14 protein-coding genes are annotated in these 16727 nt (G+C 49.7%); all 14 read left to right on the forward strand.

Annotation, left to right across the window (positions count from 1 at the left end; all coding sequences use genetic code 11):
• The first annotated feature begins 15 nt into the window (after positions 1-15).
• Positions 16-1281, forward strand: coding sequence for an adenosylhomocysteinase (locus AC2TDN_RS08845; protein WP_484687690.1), 1266 nt, complete (start codon positions 16-18; stop codon positions 1279-1281).
• Positions 1282-1377: 96 nt separating this feature from the next.
• Positions 1378-2379, forward strand: coding sequence for a DUF4349 domain-containing protein (locus tag AC2TDN_RS08850; RefSeq protein ID WP_484687691.1), 1002 nt, complete (start codon positions 1378-1380; stop codon positions 2377-2379).
• A 146-nt stretch (positions 2380-2525) separates the two neighbouring features.
• A complete protein-coding gene (mraZ, locus tag AC2TDN_RS08855; protein ID WP_482066772.1) occupies positions 2526-2963 on the forward strand; it encodes a division/cell wall cluster transcriptional repressor MraZ in 438 nt (145 codons plus the stop codon).
• 30 nt (positions 2964-2993) lie between these two features.
• Positions 2994-3944: a 16S rRNA (cytosine(1402)-N(4))-methyltransferase RsmH gene (gene rsmH, locus AC2TDN_RS08860; protein WP_484687692.1), complete on the forward strand. Its 951-nt coding sequence runs from the start codon at positions 2994-2996 to the stop codon at positions 3942-3944.
• Between the two features lie 23 nt (positions 3945-3967).
• Positions 3968-4369 carry a cell division protein FtsL gene (gene ftsL / locus AC2TDN_RS08865; protein ID WP_482066895.1) on the forward strand — a complete coding sequence of 134 codons (402 nt, stop codon included), beginning with the start codon at positions 3968-3970 and terminating at the stop codon, positions 4367-4369.
• Between the two features lie 88 nt (positions 4370-4457).
• Positions 4458-6575 carry a penicillin-binding transpeptidase domain-containing protein gene (locus AC2TDN_RS08870; protein ID WP_484687693.1) on the forward strand — a complete coding sequence of 706 codons (2118 nt, stop codon included), beginning with the start codon at positions 4458-4460 and terminating at the stop codon, positions 6573-6575.
• A 133-nt stretch (positions 6576-6708) separates the two neighbouring features.
• Entirely contained in the window at positions 6709-8649 is a 1941-nt protein-coding gene (locus tag AC2TDN_RS08875; RefSeq protein WP_484687694.1) for a stage V sporulation protein D, read from the forward strand.
• Between the two features lie 79 nt (positions 8650-8728).
• Complete coding sequence (locus AC2TDN_RS08880) at positions 8729-10216, forward strand: UDP-N-acetylmuramoyl-L-alanyl-D-glutamate--2,6-diaminopimelate ligase (protein WP_484687695.1); 1488 nt, start codon at positions 8729-8731, stop codon at positions 10214-10216.
• Positions 10213-11628: a UDP-N-acetylmuramoyl-tripeptide--D-alanyl-D-alanine ligase gene (locus AC2TDN_RS08885; protein ID WP_484687696.1), complete on the forward strand. Its 1416-nt coding sequence runs from the start codon at positions 10213-10215 to the stop codon at positions 11626-11628. Before AC2TDN_RS08880 ends, AC2TDN_RS08885 begins: the two co-directional genes overlap by 4 nt.
• Positions 11629-11632: 4 nt before the next feature.
• Positions 11633-12589 carry a phospho-N-acetylmuramoyl-pentapeptide-transferase gene (mraY, locus tag AC2TDN_RS08890; protein ID WP_484687744.1) on the forward strand — a complete coding sequence of 319 codons (957 nt, stop codon included), beginning with the start codon at positions 11633-11635 and terminating at the stop codon, positions 12587-12589.
• A 77-nt stretch (positions 12590-12666) separates the two neighbouring features.
• Positions 12667-14106, forward strand: coding sequence for a UDP-N-acetylmuramoyl-L-alanine--D-glutamate ligase (gene murD / locus AC2TDN_RS08895; protein ID WP_484687697.1), 1440 nt, complete (start codon positions 12667-12669; stop codon positions 14104-14106).
• 46 nt (positions 14107-14152) lie between these two features.
• Complete coding sequence (spoVE, locus tag AC2TDN_RS08900) at positions 14153-15250, forward strand: stage V sporulation protein E (protein ID WP_482066779.1); 1098 nt, start codon at positions 14153-14155, stop codon at positions 15248-15250.
• 6 nt (positions 15251-15256) lie between these two features.
• Positions 15257-15484, forward strand: coding sequence for a hypothetical protein (locus tag AC2TDN_RS08905; RefSeq protein ID WP_484687698.1), 228 nt, complete (start codon positions 15257-15259; stop codon positions 15482-15484).
• A 328-nt stretch (positions 15485-15812) separates the two neighbouring features.
• Complete coding sequence (gene murB / locus AC2TDN_RS08910) at positions 15813-16718, forward strand: UDP-N-acetylmuramate dehydrogenase (RefSeq protein WP_484687699.1); 906 nt, start codon at positions 15813-15815, stop codon at positions 16716-16718.
• Positions 16719-16727: the final 9 nt, after the last annotated feature.

Here is a 16727-nt window from a genome sequence, read left to right on the forward strand (position 1 = left end):
GGAGGTATATACAGGATGAGTACAGTAGAAAAAAGCATTGTAGCCGACATGTCATTGGCACAAGATGGCCATTTGAAGATTGATTGGGTAGCTGCGCATATGCCGGTTCTGAATACGATTCGCGAGCAGTTCGAGAAGGAACAGCCTTTTAAAGGGCTAAAGGTTACGATCGCGCTGCATTTGGAAGCGAAAACGGCTTACCTCGCTAAGGTTGTCAAAGCGGGCGGTGCTGAGGTTACAATTACCGGCAGCAATCCGCTGTCAACGCAAGACGATGTATGTGCCGCGCTCGTAGAGGATGGCATCACCGTATTTGCCAAATACAATCCAAGCCCGGAAGAATTTAAGGCGCTTAACATTAAAGCACTTGAGTGGAAGCCTGATCTCATTATCGATGATGGCGGAGATCTTGCTACGATTTTAAATTCGGAGCATCCTGAATTTGGCGAGAACCTCCGCGGCGGAGCGGAAGAAACGACGACGGGAATTATTAGGCTGAAAGCGATGGAAAAGGACGGTTCCTTGAAATTCCCGATGGTCGCAGTAAATGATGCGTATTGCAAGCATTTATTCGATAACCGATACGGTACGGGCCAATCGGTATGGGATGGCATTAACCGGACAACCAACCTGATGGTCGCTGGCAAAACGGTTGTAGTCGTTGGCTATGGCTGGTGCGGCAAAGGCGTTGCGATGCGTGCGAAGGGGCTTGGCGCGAATGTCGTTGTAACCGAGATCGACGCCATTAAAGCGGTTGAGGCTTACATGGATGGATTTGCCGTTATGCCGATGATTGAAGCGGCAAAGGTAGGAGAGTTCTTCGTGACGGTTACAGGCAACCGTGATGTTATCCGCGGCGAGCACTATGAGGTTATGAAAGACGGCGCGATCATTTCGAACGCAGGCCATTTTGACGTTGAAGCGAATAAGCCTGAGCTTGCAGCATTGTCGTCAAGCGTGCGTACGGTTCGTCGCAACATTGAAGAATATAAGCTCCAGGACGGTCGCAGCATTTACTTGCTGGCTGAAGGACGCCTTGTTAATTTGGCTGCCGGCGATGGACATCCAGCCGAAATAATGGATATGACGTTCGCGCTTCAAGCCATTGCGCTGAAATATGTGAACGAGCAGTACAAAACGATTGGCAGCAAGGTGGTTAACGTGCCTTACGAGCTTGATGAGCAGGTAGCGCGTCTCAAGCTGCAATCGCTTGGCTTTGGCATCGATAAGCTTACTGATGAACAAATCGCCTATTTGGACAGCTGGAAAGAAGCTGAATAAATCATTTGGAAAGCCGCGAGCAATCGCGGCTTTTTTGTTTGTAACCTTTTATTCCCAACCTGCGTCTAGAGTGCAAACCAGTAAGGGGGAATGACAATGTATAAACAGAAAAAAGGATTAGTAACATGGGCAGTCATTATTTTATGGATCGGGTTGTTGGCAGGGTGCTCCTCGGGAAACTTTGATACAGCGAGCAATAAGGCTTCCGAACAGTCAGCCCCAATGGAAGAAGCGAAATCGGATGGCAAAAGTCTGTCCAATGCTGAAAATGCTGCGGCTAATACAGCCGTAACAGCTGATGGTGACAGCGGTTCGACTGCAGGCGGCGGCTTTGCCTCTGAAACCGCTTCGGGTACAGCGGGCTTTAATCAAAAAATTATTTACACCGCCAATTTAAGCATGCAAGTGGATGAGTTGGCAGCAGCCGCGACATCGCTTCGCAATGCGATTCATCAAAGCGGCGGTTATATTTTACAATTCCAAGATACGAGGCATGATGGGGAAATCGGCGCAACCTATACGATCAAGGTTCCGGCTGCGGGCTTTATGTCGTTCATCGATCGGATCGAGCTTATCAAGCATAATGACTTCGAAAGAAATATCGGGGGCAAGGACGTATCCGAGGAGTATGTTGATCTTGAATCAAGGCTGAAGGCGAGACAGCTGGTGGAAACCAGGCTGCTGGCGATGATGGAAAGGGCTGTTAAAGCGGATGATTTGCTCAAATTTTCACAGCAGCTCTCGGAGGTGCAGGAGGAGATTGAGCGCATCAAGGGGCGAATTCGTTATTTGGATAACAACGTTTCGTTCTCGACGGTAGAGCTGCGCATGTACCAAACGGACCAAACGCTGAAAAAGGAAAGCTTGAAGAAGCCGAATTTGGGCGGAAGGATGTCTGATGCAATAACAGGAAGCACAAAGGTTGTGTGGGATGCGCTTAACTTCTTGCTCGTTGTATTAGCGGGGGCAGTACCGGTAGCTGCTGTTGCGGCGGTTATTGCTGTACCTGTCATTTGGCTGTATCGGAGGAAGAAAAAAGAGACGGATGCCAGTAAAAAGCCGAATTCGGATGAGGATGAGCAGCCGCCGGCTGTTTAAAGATTAATAATCATTAATACTATGAAATATTTTAGAAAAATCCTGCTCATGGAGCAGGATTTTTATTTTAGGTGGCGAACTACTGTATCTTAGTGGGGAAAAGTGGGGCAAAGTGGTGGAAATAGGGGAAGGGGTGGGGTGAAGTCATGTTTATGGGTGAATATCAACATAGCATTGATGAGAAAGGCCGCATCATCATACCTTCGAAATTCCGTGAATCACTTGGAGCCTCGTTCATTGCTACCCGAGGTTTAGACAATTGCTTATTCGTATATCCCATGAGCGAGTGGAGCGTATTGGAGCAAAAATTAAAAACATTGCCGCTTATGAAATCAGATGCGCGTGCTTTTACCCGGTTTTTCTTTTCCGGTGCTACCGAATGTGAGCTTGATAAACAGGGAAGGGTAAACATACCCAGCCATCTTCGCGAATATGCGAAGCTGGACAAAGACTGCATGGTGCTCGGCGTCTCCGGCCGCGTTGAAATTTGGAGCAAGCAGACTTGGGACGGCTATTACGAGCAATCGGAGCAAACCTTTAACGAAATCGCTGAGAAGCTCGTCGATTTTGATTTCAACTTCTAGATTGAACAACAGGAATGGGAGGGCTGAGGCGTGTTTCAGCATATTACAGTACTTTTGGAAGAAGCGGTTGACGGTCTAGCTATTAAGCCAGACGGCATCTACGTCGATTGTACGCTTGGAGGGGCAGGGCATAGTGAGCTCATTGCGTCCCGATTAGGCGAAGGAGGGCGTTTAATCGCATTCGATCAGGATGACTGGGCGCTGGAAAATGCTCGCGTTAGGCTTGCTCCATATTTGGATAAAGTAACGCTGGTTAGAAGCAATTTCCGTGATTTGGAGCAAGAGCTTAGAGGATGCGACGTTCCAATAAAAGACGGCGTCCCTCAGGTCGATGGCATTTTGTTCGATTTAGGCGTATCAAGTCCGCAGCTTGACGAAGCAGAGCGCGGCTTCAGCTACAACCACGATGCTCCGCTTGATATGCGGATGGATCGCGAGGGTGAGCTCACAGCTCATGAAATCGTCAATACGTGGGATGAGCGTGATATTTCCCGCATACTCGATCGCTACGGCGAAGAGAAGTTTGCCCGTTCAATCGCAAGAAACATCGTTAAAGCGAGAGAAAAGGCGCCAATTGAGAAAACAGGAGAGCTGGCTGAATTGATTAAAATATCGATTCCAGCCGCAACAAGGCGTACAGGCGGGCATCCTGCCAAGCGCTCCTTTCAAGCGCTGCGCATTGCCGTAAACGATGAGCTTGGCGCAGAGGAAGAAGCGTTAGAGCAAACGATTCGCTGCTTGGCTCCTGGCGGCCGAGCTTCCGTCATTACGTTTCATTCGCTTGAGGATCGCATATGCAAGCAAATGTTTGCGAAGTTTGTGGAGAAATGTACTTGTCCGCCCGACTTTCCGTTATGCGTTTGCGGAAACAGCGGGACGGTGAAATTAGTTAACCGCAAGCCGATAGTACCTTCCGAGAGAGAGCTGGAGCTTAACCCTCGTGCTAGGTCGGCAAAGCTTAGAGTAGCAGAAAAATTGTAAGAGGGGGATTTGAATTGGCGTACGTGAATGGCAATTTAGCGCTGCAACCTAAGCGAAAGCAGGATCAGCAAACCGTTATTAAAGAAACGAAACGATTGGTTAAGACTCGCAAATCCTTACCGGTTCAAGAAAAGCTGTTGTACATGTTCACAATATTAATGTGCGTTGTAGTTGCTGGTGTCATTATTTTTCGCTACGCACAAATCTATGATATGAACCTCGACATCAAAAATCTCAAAAGCGAATACCAAACGATGAACATAGAAATGGAAGATTTGAAGAAGCAGGTTGAGATGCTGAGCGATCCTGAGCGCATACGCAAGATTGCCGAATCACAGGGGATGGTAAGCACAATTGAAGGCGGCATAACGGTAAACACCGGTGACGATGAGTTGAAAACGGCAATGAGTGATCAGGGTGAGTAAGATGAAAAAGAGAATTAGATTGCGGACACTGTTGTTTGGAGGGGTAATGACCCTCCTTTTTCTCATTTTAATAAGCAGAATCTATTTCGTGCAGGTAGTAGAAGGCGCCAAATATTTGGAATTGGCAAAGAAGAGGTGGTCAGCGGCTGAAGAGATTGTCGCTAAGCGCGGCACAATTGCCGATCGAAATGGCAATGTGCTTGCGATGGACACCATCACCTATAATGTTTCCGTTAATCCAGAAGTCATCAATAAAGAGGAGCTTACGGAAGACATTATTGACGGGCTGCATGAAATACTTGGCATTTCGAAGGATGAGCTTCGGAAAAATATAACCGCCAAAAAAGACGATGGTACATATGTTGTTAACCGGGAGATTCGAAAAGGCGGCTGGCAAATCGACAAAACGGTAGCCGATAAAATTAGAGCGTTCCGTAAAGAGTTGTCCAAAGAAAAGAAGTTGACTGGTGTCGGTATTGATTTGGCGGAAAGCTTGAAGCGCTATTATCCTAGAAAAACTTTAGCTTCGCAGCTCGTTGGCTATTTGGATCGTGAAGGTGCAGCGATGACAGGCGTTGAAGCTTTTTTCAACGAACAGCTAACCGGTACAAACGGTTTTATCAAGTATGAGAAGGACGGGAAGCGCGTTCAGCTCGTCGAGGGAAATGTGGAATCTCAGCCCGCTAAGAACGGCCAAAATATTAATTTGACTATCGATAACGAGATTCAGCATTACGTAGAGGAGGCGCTGCAAGAAATTGTGAAGGTGTATGCGCCGAAAAGCGCGACAGCAATTGCTGCTGATCCCGACACGATGGAAATTTTGGCAATGGCAAATACGCCTCAGTACGACCCGAATGAATTTTGGAAAAACAATTCGAATTCCTATAACCATGCGATTAAATCATTGTACGAGCCAGGCTCAACATTCAAGATCGTAACGCTTGCGGCGGCCGTGGAGGAAGGCGTGTTTAATCCGGACGAAAGGTACAAATCTGGCCAGATCAAAATAAAAGGCGCAAAGCTAATTCGTGATATTAAGCGAGAGGGCTGGGGGACAATTTCCTTTCTGGATGGCTTGAAGTATTCCAGTAACGTGGCATTTGTCAAGCTGGGATACGAAAGATTAGGTGAGCAGAAGCTAAGAGATTATTATACGAATTTCGGGTTTGGACAAAAGACGGGCATTCAGCTTGGCAATGAACTAACGGGTTCGATACGTTTTCAATATCCGAGTGAGATAGCCAGTGCTACCTTTGGACAAGGGGTGGTTACGGTTACGCCTATTCAGCAGGTAGCGGCAGTCGCAGCGGTAGCGAATGGCGGCAAGCTCCTTCAACCGCAAATCGTAAAGAGCATAACGGACCCGACAACTAAAACGACTAAAACCATTGAGCCGAAGGTCGTTCGTCAAGTGATATCAGAGGAAACCTCACGCAAGGTCGGCGAATATTTAGAGCAGGTTGTCTCTGATCAGGAGAAGGGGACCGGTAAATATGCGTATATTGACGGATACCGTGTAGCGGGGAAAACGGGTACAGCACAAAAGGTTATCAACGGAAAATATTCCGATTCGAAGTTCGTCGTTTCGTTTATGGGCTATGCCCCTGTTGATAATCCGAAAATCGTCGTCTATGTCGTTGTGGATGAACCGAATGACCCTCTCGTTGGGGGGGGGAGGGTAGCTGCTCCGGCGTTTAAGCAAATCGTACTGAAGAGCTTGCGCAAAATGGGCGTAGCGCCTAATTACCCTGCCGAGACGAATGACGCGAAGAAGGAAGTGTCAATGACGGTTCCTAAAGTAACCAAGTTTCCTATTGCTCAGGCAAAAGCTGAATTAAAAGCAAAAGCGATGACTTTTGAACAGGTTGGGAATGGCAAGACCGTCTTGCAGCAAATTCCAGCGGAAGGCTCTTCCGTTCATCCTACTCAGAAAATCTATTTAATTACGGAGCAGCGAGAGAAGCTGGCCATTCCGGATTTGAAGGGCGTATCGCTGCGCGATGCGCTTGAAATCACCTCGCTGATCGGCATTCGTCTTATTCCAGAAGGGGAGGGCTTTGTCGTATCCCAGAAGGAGGAGACGTTGAATAACGTAAGAGTGCTGAAGGTTACACTCGCTCCGCCGCTTGGCGCAGACGGGAAAAAGGATGCGGCAGTGAATGGTTCAGATTCCAATCCCAATGCGAACGCAGCTGGCGAGTAAGCTATAATTAAACACGGGCGAAGGCGGCTGCCTTCGTCTAAAGCTTGTTCTATCCTCCGCTTGTCCCGAATAATCTGGGAATGAGCGTCATTGAGCGCTCCTTCGAAACAGTCAAGCGGAGGGGGAACAAGTTATGAAGGTATCCAATGTAACGGTCAGACGACGTTTATTTATCGTACTTATATTGGCAGGGATCTCATTCCTCGCCTTATGTATCAGACTTAGCTATGTACAGCTTTGGCAGGGCGAGGAGCTCGCAAATAAAGCGGAAAATTCATGGAGACGCGATATCCCGTACGTTGCCAAGCGAGGGGAAATTGTGGACCGCAACGGGATACAGCTGGCTTACAACGTCAGCTCGCCTACTGTCTATGCGATTCCCGTGCAAATCAAAGACAAGCAGGCTGCGGCCGCTGCCCTTGCGCCGCTTCTCGACATGTCGCAGGAGAAGTTATTCACGAAGATTAAAACAAAAAGCATGATCGTTAAGCTTGGGCCTGGAGGGCGGAAAATCACGCTTGATAAAGCCGAGCAAATTCGTGCGCTAGGTCTTCCGGGCATCGTCGTCGCCGAGGATAATAAACGTTTTTATCCGTATGGCAGCCTTGCGGCACATGTGCTTGGCTTTACGGGAATCGACAATCAAGGGTTGACGGGCATTGAAGCAAAATATAATACGGAGCTTAGCGGCATTGGCGGAAGCGTATCCTTTCTATCGGATGCGGCAGGCAGGCAGATGCCTAACTCCTCGGATACGTATGTTGAGCCGAAGGACGGGCTTACGATGCAGCTCACGATCGATAAGCAAATACAGACGGTCATGGAGCGCGAGCTTGATCAAGCGATGACGAAGCTGCAGCCAAATGGCATTATCGCCATTGCAATGGACCCGAATAATGGTGAAATTCTCGGAATGGCAAGCCGTCCTACCTATGAGCCGGATAAATACCGCGAGGTGCCGACGGAGGTTTACAACCGCAACCTGCCGATATGGATGACATACGAGCCTGGCTCCACCTTTAAAATTATTACGCTGGCTGCTGCTTTGGAGGAGAAAAAGGTTGATTTAAAAAATGAGCGTTTCTTCGATCCGGGCGCCATCGAGGTTGGCGGGGCAAGGCTTCGCTGCTGGAAGAAAGGCGGCCATGGCAGCCAGACTTTTCTGGAAGTTGTTGAAAATTCGTGCAATCCCGGCTTTGTAACGCTCGGTCAGCGACTTGGCAAGGAGAAGCTATTCGATTATATTAAAAACTTCGGCTTTGGCTCGAAGACAGGAATCGATATTGGCGGCGAGGAGAACGGCATCTTGTTCAAGCTCAGTCAAGTCGGTCCTGTAGAGCTGGCTACGACGGCCTTCGGTCAAGGGGTATCGGTTACGCCAATTCAACAGATTACGGCGGTGTCTGCTGCCATTAACGGCGGTACGCTATACAAGCCGCATGTAGCGAAAGCTTGGGTTAACCCGGAAAGCGGCGCGACCGTAGAGACCGTTAAATCGGAGGCTGTGCGGAAGGTCATTTCCGAGGAGACGTCCATGCAAGTGCGCGAAGCGCTTGAGAGCGTTGTGGCCAAAGGAACGGGCCGGAATGCTTTCATCGACGGCTACCGCGTAGGCGGCAAGACAGGTACGGCCCAGAAGGTCATCAACGGCCGATATTCACCGAATGAGCATATCGTTTCCTTTGTCGGCTTTGCTCCTGCGGATGATCCGCAAATCGTCATCTACGTAGCGGTAGACAATCCGCAGGGGATTCAGTTCGGGGGCGTTGTAGCTGCTCCAATTGTCCGAAATATAATGGAGGACGCACTGAATATTTTGGAAGTACCAGCACGTGAGAAGCAGATCGATCGGATCTATAAGTATGGCGAAACACCAATCGTGACCGTACCTAATCTGGTTGGCAAAACGGTGTCCGATTTATATGAGGATCTGAACATGAATTTTAATCTTACATCCGCAGGCTCGGGAAAAACGGTTATCCGACAAGCACCTGCTGCAGGAACCCGTGTCGATCGCGGCTCCACGATTCGGATCTATTTAGGCGAAGAAGATAATATATCCCACTCACATTGACTATAATGGTAGTTAACGAGGGTGCTGAGGGCGGCGGCTTATCGTTACTCCGTCAGCGCTTTAGGGAGGAGTGGGGCAGATGCGTTTAAAGGATGTTGCAGAGCTGCTTGCAACCGCGCGGCTCATAGGCGATGGGGAAACGGAATGGAACGGCATCGAAACCGATTCAAGAAGCATCACCGAGGGTCAGTTGTTTATCTGCCTGCGAGGACATACCGTTGACGGCCATTTGTTTGCGCCTCAGGCGGCAGCTGCCGGCGCAGCCGCGCTTATTGCAGAGCGGCAGCTGGATTTGCCAGTTCCACAGATCATTGTTAGCGACTGCCGGCTTGCAATGGCTGTTATTGCTAACTATTATTATGCCTATCCTAGCCATGCATTGAAATTAATCGGCGTAACGGGTACGAACGGCAAGACAACAACAACGTATTTGATTGAGCAAATATTAAATGATCAGAATAGGCCCACCGGCGTGATCGGCACGATCGAGCGTCGTTACGCGGGCCTGTCGTTCCCGATGACGAGCACGACCCCGCAGACGCTTCAACTGCAGCGTTATCTCGGCGAAATGCGCGATGCGGGCACGCAATATTGCGCGATCGAAGTATCCTCTCACGCACTTGAGCAAGGGCGAGTGAAGGGCTGTCGCTTTCGGACGGCAGTATTTACAAATCTTACGCAGGATCATTTGGATTATCATGAAACGATGAGTCGTTATGCGGCTGCAAAAGGATTGTTTTTTTCTAGGCTGGGCAACGAATATGCTGCTCAGGAGAAAGAGCGCTCCTACGCCGTCCTTAACGCGGATGACGCTGCTGCAGTAGAGTACGCGGAGCTGACGGCATCGGAGGTTGTAACCTACGGCATCGATAAGGAAGCGGATGTTCGCGCCTCAAATATTCGGATTACTGCGCAAGGTACGACCTTCCATGTCCATACTTTCCGGGGAGAGTCGGACGTTACGCTGCAAATGGCAGGCAAATTCAATGTATACAATGCCCTTGCAGCTATCAGCGCTGTCCTTCTTGAAGGGGTTGAGCTGGAGGCAATTGCCCATAGCCTAAGCGCGATTCCCGGCGTGCCTGGACGGGTGGAGGCTGTTAATGCCGGTCAATCGTTCGCGGTGATCGTCGATTATGCGCATACCCCCGATGGTTTGGAAAATGTGCTGCGTGCGATCCAGCAGTTTGCAGAGAAGCGAATTATTTGCGTATTCGGCTGCGGTGGCGACCGGGATCGGTCAAAGCGGCCGCTAATGGGAAATATTGCTGTCAAATATGCAGACTACGCCATTATTACTTCCGATAATCCGCGAACGGAGCCGCCGGAGCTTATACTTAAGGATATTGAGGATGGACTTATAAAGGGTAAAATCGATCCTTCCACATATGAATTACTTGCCGACCGCAAGGCGGCAATTCAAAAAGCGGTTGAAATGGCAAGCCAAGGCGATGTAGTATTGATTGCGGGGAAAGGTCATGAAACCTACCAGGATATAAATGGAGTCAAATATCCATTTGACGATCGAAAAGTAGCGAAAGAAGCGATAAGGGGAATCATACATTGATTAAACGTACGATCAAGCAAATTGCCGAGATGAGCGGCGCAAAATGGAATGGAAACAATAAGGAACTCATGATATCGGGTGTAACGACTGACTCGCGGCAGGCTGCTGCGGGCCGGTTGTTCATACCGCTTGTTGGCGAGCATTTCGACGGGCATGCTTATTTGGAGCAGGCTATTCAAAACGGAGCCGTCGCTGCTCTCTGGCAGAAGGGACGCGAGGTGCCGGAATCGCTTTCCGATGTGCCGCTTCTCATCGTAGGGGATACGCTTGTCGCGCTGCAGCGGCTCGCTGCTGCCTACCGAAGCGAGCTCGTCGTGCGCGTTGTTGGCATAACAGGAAGCAACGGCAAAACAACGACTAAAGATATGACGGCTGCTATACTTGGAACCTCGTACAAGGTTCACAAGACGGAAGGCAATCTGAACAATCATATCGGCTTGCCGCTGACGGTTCTTCAGCTTGAGGAGGATACGGAGGCAGCCGTGCTTGAGATGGGAATGAGCGGCTTTGGCGAAATCGAGCTGCTTACGAAGATTGCCCAGCCGGATGCCGCGATCATTACGAACGTTGGCGATGCTCACCTTCTTCATCTGGGCTCAAGGGCAGGAATTGCCAAGGCGAAGCTGGAAATCGCTCTCTGCTTAAGCGAGGATGGCTTGCTGCTTTATAATGGCGACGAGCCGCTGCTTGAAACCGAGCTTGGACGCTCCGTGCTTCCGGCGGGTATCGTACGAAGAACCTTTGGATTAGCTGCCCATAACGAATGGTCGGCAGCCGATATCGTTATAGAATCAGAAGCCGCGTCGTTTACAGCAGTATATAACGGTACGCCCAGCGGAATGGGAACGATTCGAATCCCTGTACCCGGCCAGCATAACGTAAGCAACGCGCTTGCCGCTATTGCCATTGGCCGCTTCTTCGGCGTCCCGGCTGCAAAAATCATCGAAGGCTTGCGTGATTTGAAGCTGACGGGGATGCGCATTCAGCCCGTTCGCGCTTTCAATGGCGCGATGATTTTGAACGATGCCTATAACGCCAATCCTACAGCCGTTCGCGCGGCTATTGATCTTGTTGAACAATTGGATGGCTATACTCGCAAATGGATCGTGCTCGGCGACATGCTGGAGCTTGGGCCGGAGGAGCAGACGCTGCACTTTGAAGTCGGGGCTTATATAACGCCGGGCAAGGCGGATGCTGTTCTTACTTTTGGACCACTAGGACAGCATATCGCGCAGGGTGTGAAGTCGCGTTTCCCGAATGCTTCCGCAAGCGATGTCGTTCGCCATTTCGAAGAGAAAGAAGAGCTAGTGCAGTGGCTTCGCAATAAGCTGCAGCCTACGGACATCGTCCTTATAAAAGGTTCTCGAGGCATGCGGATGGAACAGATTGTCCAAGCTTTGGAAGCGGGGTGAGGAAATGGACATGATGGTCATTTTATTTTCAATAGGCGCCTCCTTTTTGCTAGCGGTTTTGCTCGGACCATTGTTCATTCCGCTGCTACGCCGCTTGAAGTTCGGTCAGCAAATCCGTACGGAAGGCCCACAAAGCCATCTGAAAAAAAGCGGCACGCCAACGATGGGCGGCATCATCATTATGTGTGCGCTCATGATCGCCTTTTTGAAGTTTTCCGATAAAACGGCGGAGTTTTGGGTGCTGCTGACAGCATCGCTTGGCTTTGGCCTTGTTGGCTTTTTGGATGATTATATTAAAATTGTTTTCAAAAGATCGCTTGGCCTCACCGCTAGACAGAAGCTGTTCGGTCAGCTGCTGTTTTCTATAATCGTGTGCGCGATGCTCTACAATATGAATCACAGCACGGAAATTACGGTTCCGGGTACAGGCTGGGGCTTTGATTTAGGCTGGTTTTACTACCCGCTTGTCGTAATTATTATGTTTGCTGCGAGCAATTCGGTTAATTTCACCGACGGGCTTGACGGTCTGCTGGCGGGAACAAGCGCAATCGCCTTTGGCGCATTCACTGTCGTCGCGCTGCAAACGTCGGCTCATGAATCGGCCGTTTTCTCTGCTGCAATGGTCGGCGCTGTGCTCGGTTTTCTCGTATTCAACAAGCATCCAGCGAAGGTGTTCATGGGTGACATGGGCTCGCTCGGCATTGGAGGCGGGATTGCGGCAGTGGCGATTTTAACGAAGACAGAGCTTCTGCTTATTGTTATTGGCGGTGTGTTCGTAATCGAAATGCTGTCGGTTATTTTGCAGGTAGGCTCCTTCAAGCTAAGAGGCAAGCGTATTTTCAAAATGAGCCCGATCCATCACCATTTTGAGCTGGTTGGCTGGTCCGAATGGAAGGTCGTTACCGTGTTTTGGCTCGTTGGATTACTGCTTGCAGCAATAGGGCTGCTATTTGTAATATAATTATAAGAAATGTAGCGAACAAGCGGCTGCCAATTTATTGGGGCCGCTTCATGTATCCATAGAAGGGACTGTCAGTTATGAATCATCCGGCATCTTATCAAGGCCGCCGAGTCGTCGTATTAGGCTTGGCTAGAAGCGGGGTTAGCGTAGCAAAAGTATTTCACCAATTAGGCGCAGATGTCGTTGTGAACGACATGAAGGCTCGCGAATTATGCCCCGAAGCGGATGAATTGACTGCTTTGGGCATTTCTGTGCTGTGCGGCAATCATCCAGACGATCTGATAACGGAAGAAACGGCGCTATTGATTAAAAATCCCGGCATACCTTACTCGTCTCCGCCTGTACAGCGTGCGGAGGAGCTGGAGGTTGAAGTGATTACAGAGGTAGAAGCTGCATATTGGCTTTCACCTGCCCCTATCATCGGGATTACAGGCTCAAACGGCAAAACGACGACGACGACCTGGATCGGCGAGATTTTAAGCGCAGCCGGCTTAAAGCCTATCGTTGCGGGTAATATCGGCCGTCCACTTTGCGAAGCGGCCTTGGAGGCAACGCCAGACCAGTGGATCGTTGCCGAGCTCAGCAGCTTCCAGCTAAAAGGCACAAGCGATTTCCGCCCGCATATTGCGCTGCTGCTTAATATCGCGGAGACGCATCTGGATTATCATGGCGATATGGACGACTATGTCAACTCCAAGGCAAAGCTGTTCGACAACCAGACCGAAGACGATGTAGCGGTCATCAATTGGGATGACCCGGAGTGCAGAGCGCTGTCCGAGTTTCTAATTGCTCAGCAGCTGCCTTTTTCTCTTTACGAGCGACTTGAAACAGGCATTTGCATTGAACCGCCATACGAGCTGGACATCATAGATTCGCTGGAGCAAGAAGCGGCTAAAAATAGACAAATCGTATTCCGCCAGGGTGAAGATATGGAAACAACGATTTTGCCAGTCTCTGCGCTTGGTATTCCAGGACGCCACAACGCGGCTAACGCGCTTGCTGCGATAGCGGCTTGTATAGCTGCGGGAATTGCTCCGGATCAGCTTACAGAGCCCTTGCAGCTATTTAGAGGGGTGGAGCATCGGCTGGAGTTCGTTCGCGAGGTGAACGGGGTCAAATATTATAATGATTCCAAAGCGACAAATCCGGTTGCGACAACGATGTCGGTTCGCTCTTTGTCTGCGCCGATCGTGCTTGTAGCAGGAGGGCTCGACCGGGGCTCCGACTATATGGAGCTGGTGCCTTTATTCCGCGACCGATTGAAGGGGCTGGTTGCTCTAGGCGAGACAAGGGAGAAGCTTTCCCGAGTAGCTGAGCTTGCAGGTTTAGGCAAGGTGGAAATCGTCGAACCTAGTGAGGACGCCGAGTCCGTCCTGCAACAAGCGGTGAAGCAAGCAGCAGCAATGGCTGAGCCTGGCGATATCGTGCTATTATCGCCTGCATGCGCAAGCTGGGATATGTTTGCCTCGTATGAGCAAAGAGGGCGCATTTTTAAAGATTCGGCGCATACCTTGTAAGTAGGGGGCATGTCCCTACTTTCCCATGCTAAGAGGTGTGTTCGCTATGGCCAAAGCGCGTTCTGCCCCGGATATTTGGATGCTGTCTGCAATTGGGCTCATTCTCGCAATCGGGTTGATTATGGTATACAGCGCTAGTGCAGTGCTAGCTTTTCATGAATTCGGCGATCGTTTCTACTTTGTGAAACGTCAGGTTATATTTGCCGCATTAGGCATAGGTGCGTTACTATTTACAATGAACACGCACTATACCGTATGGAAAAAGTGGGCGCCGATGGCGTTGATCGTTTGCTTTGGACTGCTGATGCTCGTTCTAATACCCGGAATCGGCGTCGTTCGCGGCGGTGCCCGCAGCTGGCTTGGCATTAGCTCATTCGGTATTCAGCCGTCGGAATTTATGAAACTGGCTATGATCTTGTTTCTGTCGAAATGGCTGTCTGAGAAGCAGCAGACGATTACGTTATTCAAGAAGGGACTAATGCCGCCGCTTGGTTTGGTTGGACTAGCCTTTGGCTTAATTATGCTCCAGCCTGATCTTGGTACCGGCGCGGTAATGGTAGGCGCATCCTTATTGCTTATTTTTACAGCTGGCGCGAGAATGGCTCATTTGGGCGGCTTGGCGCTTATCGGTGTTGCTGGTTTTATCGGACTGGTTATAGCAGCACCGTATCGTTTAAAGAGAATTACGTATTTCCTTGATCCATGGGCTGATCCGCTAGGCGGAGGCTATCAAATTATTCAATCGCTATATGCGATCGGACCCGGCGGATTAGTAGGGCTTGGTCTTGGAATGAGCCGTCAGAAGTTCAGCTATTTGCCTGAGCCGCAAACGGATTTTATCTTTTCTATATTGGCCGAAGAGCTCGGTTTTATTGGCGGGGCTACGCTTATCTTGTTATTTTTAGTTGTCGTTTGGAGAGGCGTACGTGCGGCAATCGCCGCCCCGGATACTTTTGGCAGCTTGCTTGCTGTTGGGATTACCGGTATTGTCGGCGTGCAGGTGCTTATTAATATTGGCGTCGTCATCGGCATGATGCCGGTAACGGGCATAACGCTGCCGCTCGTCAGCTATGGCGGTTCATCGCTCACGCTTCTATTGACGGCACTGGGCATTTTATTGAACATCTCTCGTTATTCGAGGTGAGGTTGGATGCCTTATCGGAGCGTCATGAGCTTATTTTCGAAAATAATGAAATCAAATGTCCGGCTTCTGAATCGTTTGCGGCTCGCTATTAGGCGGCTGCGGCTATTCAAGCCGGATATTGCTGTCGATATGGCAGGCTGGAACAATGATACGACCTACATTCGAAAAGTACAGGCAATTCTCGTCGGCACGAAGCAGCCGCGGGTATTGGCTGATTTGTATAAACGGCTCTAATCATAAACAAAAGGCAACAGCAATTGCTGTATGTGAAATAAGGCTCTTTCCGAGCAATGGAACAGAGTGTTCAATATGGGCCATTGTCACACAAGAGCCTATAAGGGCATAGGATACACTATATTCGTGACCGTCACCTGAAAGGAGCGGTTATTGCAACTAAACGATCCGGCTGCAGCGTTTTAGAGCTTGCAATCGGAGAGCAGCGAATGGTTTTATTATCCTTTATTCAGCAAGTCATGTGCATGCGACCGGGTTTTGCTATGCAAATCCCAAGCTATGCTTACGAGGCAGGCTTTGCCCTGCAATCCTTAAGGAGGTTCAACTAATGGAAGCATTTAAAGCGGAATTGGAACAAGCCAATCTTGGCGAAGTTTTGTACAACGAACCGCTCTCGAACTATACAACATGGAAAATCGGCGGTCCCGCTGATATATTAATCCTCCCTCGAAGCAGAGAAGAATTAGTTTCTGCGGTTCGTTTGGTGCAAAAGCATCAGATGCCATGGACTAATTTGGGCAGAGGCTCAAACATGCTGGTGAGTGATAAAGGCATTCGCGGAGTTGTCATTAAACCGCACAGAGGGTTAGATTACGTGCGATTTGAAGGATCGCTGGTCATAGCTGGCGCTTCGTATTCTTTAATAAAGCTATCAGTCATGGCGGGTAAGGAAGGTCTGACCGGGCTTGAGTTCGCGGGGGGAATTCCAGGCACGGTAGGCGGAGCCGTCTATATGAATGCTGGCGCGCATGGATCGGATGTGTCACGTATTTTTAAGTCAGCTGATATTGTACTGGATACAGGAGAATTGGTTCGCTACGAACGTGATGACATGCATTTTTCTTACCGTCATTCGATTCTGCATGAGCAAAAGGGCATCGTCGTTGAAGCCACTTTTGAACTGGCAGAGAAGGATAAGAAGGAAGTCCTCGCTGAAATGGCCTCTTACAAAGAGAGAAGATTGAGAACGCAGCCGCTGCAGCTTGCAACTGCAGGCAGCGTGTTCCGCAATCCGCCTAATGATCATGCCGCTAGACTTATTCAAGAGGCGGGACTCAAGGGTGAACGCCTTGGCGGGGCGCAAGTATCGGAGCAGCACGCCAATTTTATCGTAAACACCGGGCAAGCAACAGCTGAAGACGTTCTCGCCCTCATGACTCATATACAAAGCACCGTTCAGGACCGCTTCGGCATCCTGCTGGTGCCGGAAGTATTGGTGGTGGGTGAGCGGTAATTCGGAGGT

This window comes from Paenibacillus sp. Y660, from assembly GCF_057221575.1.

Excerpts from the sequence above, each read along its gene's own strand:
- AC2TDN_RS08905 (WP_484687698.1), top strand. The coding sequence starts at position 15,257 with ATGCCTTATCGGAGCGTCATGAGCTTATTTTCGAAAATAATGAAATCA.
- murB (WP_484687699.1), top strand. The coding sequence starts at position 15,813 with ATGGAAGCATTTAAAGCGGAATTGGAACAAGCCAATCTTGGCGAAGTT.
- spoVE (WP_482066779.1), top strand. The coding sequence starts at position 14,153 with ATGGCCAAAGCGCGTTCTGCCCCGGATATTTGGATGCTGTCTGCAATT.
- murD (WP_484687697.1), top strand. The coding sequence starts at position 12,667 with ATGAATCATCCGGCATCTTATCAAGGCCGCCGAGTCGTCGTATTAGGC.
- AC2TDN_RS08845 (WP_484687690.1), top strand. The coding sequence starts at position 16 with ATGAGTACAGTAGAAAAAAGCATTGTAGCCGACATGTCATTGGCACAA.
- AC2TDN_RS08880 (WP_484687695.1), top strand. The coding sequence starts at position 8,729 with ATGCGTTTAAAGGATGTTGCAGAGCTGCTTGCAACCGCGCGGCTCATA.
- AC2TDN_RS08875 (WP_484687694.1), top strand. The coding sequence starts at position 6,709 with ATGAAGGTATCCAATGTAACGGTCAGACGACGTTTATTTATCGTACTT.
- mraZ (WP_482066772.1), top strand. The coding sequence starts at position 2,526 with ATGTTTATGGGTGAATATCAACATAGCATTGATGAGAAAGGCCGCATC.
- mraY (WP_484687744.1), top strand. The coding sequence starts at position 11,633 with ATGGACATGATGGTCATTTTATTTTCAATAGGCGCCTCCTTTTTGCTA.
- AC2TDN_RS08850 (WP_484687691.1), top strand. The coding sequence starts at position 1,378 with ATGTATAAACAGAAAAAAGGATTAGTAACATGGGCAGTCATTATTTTA.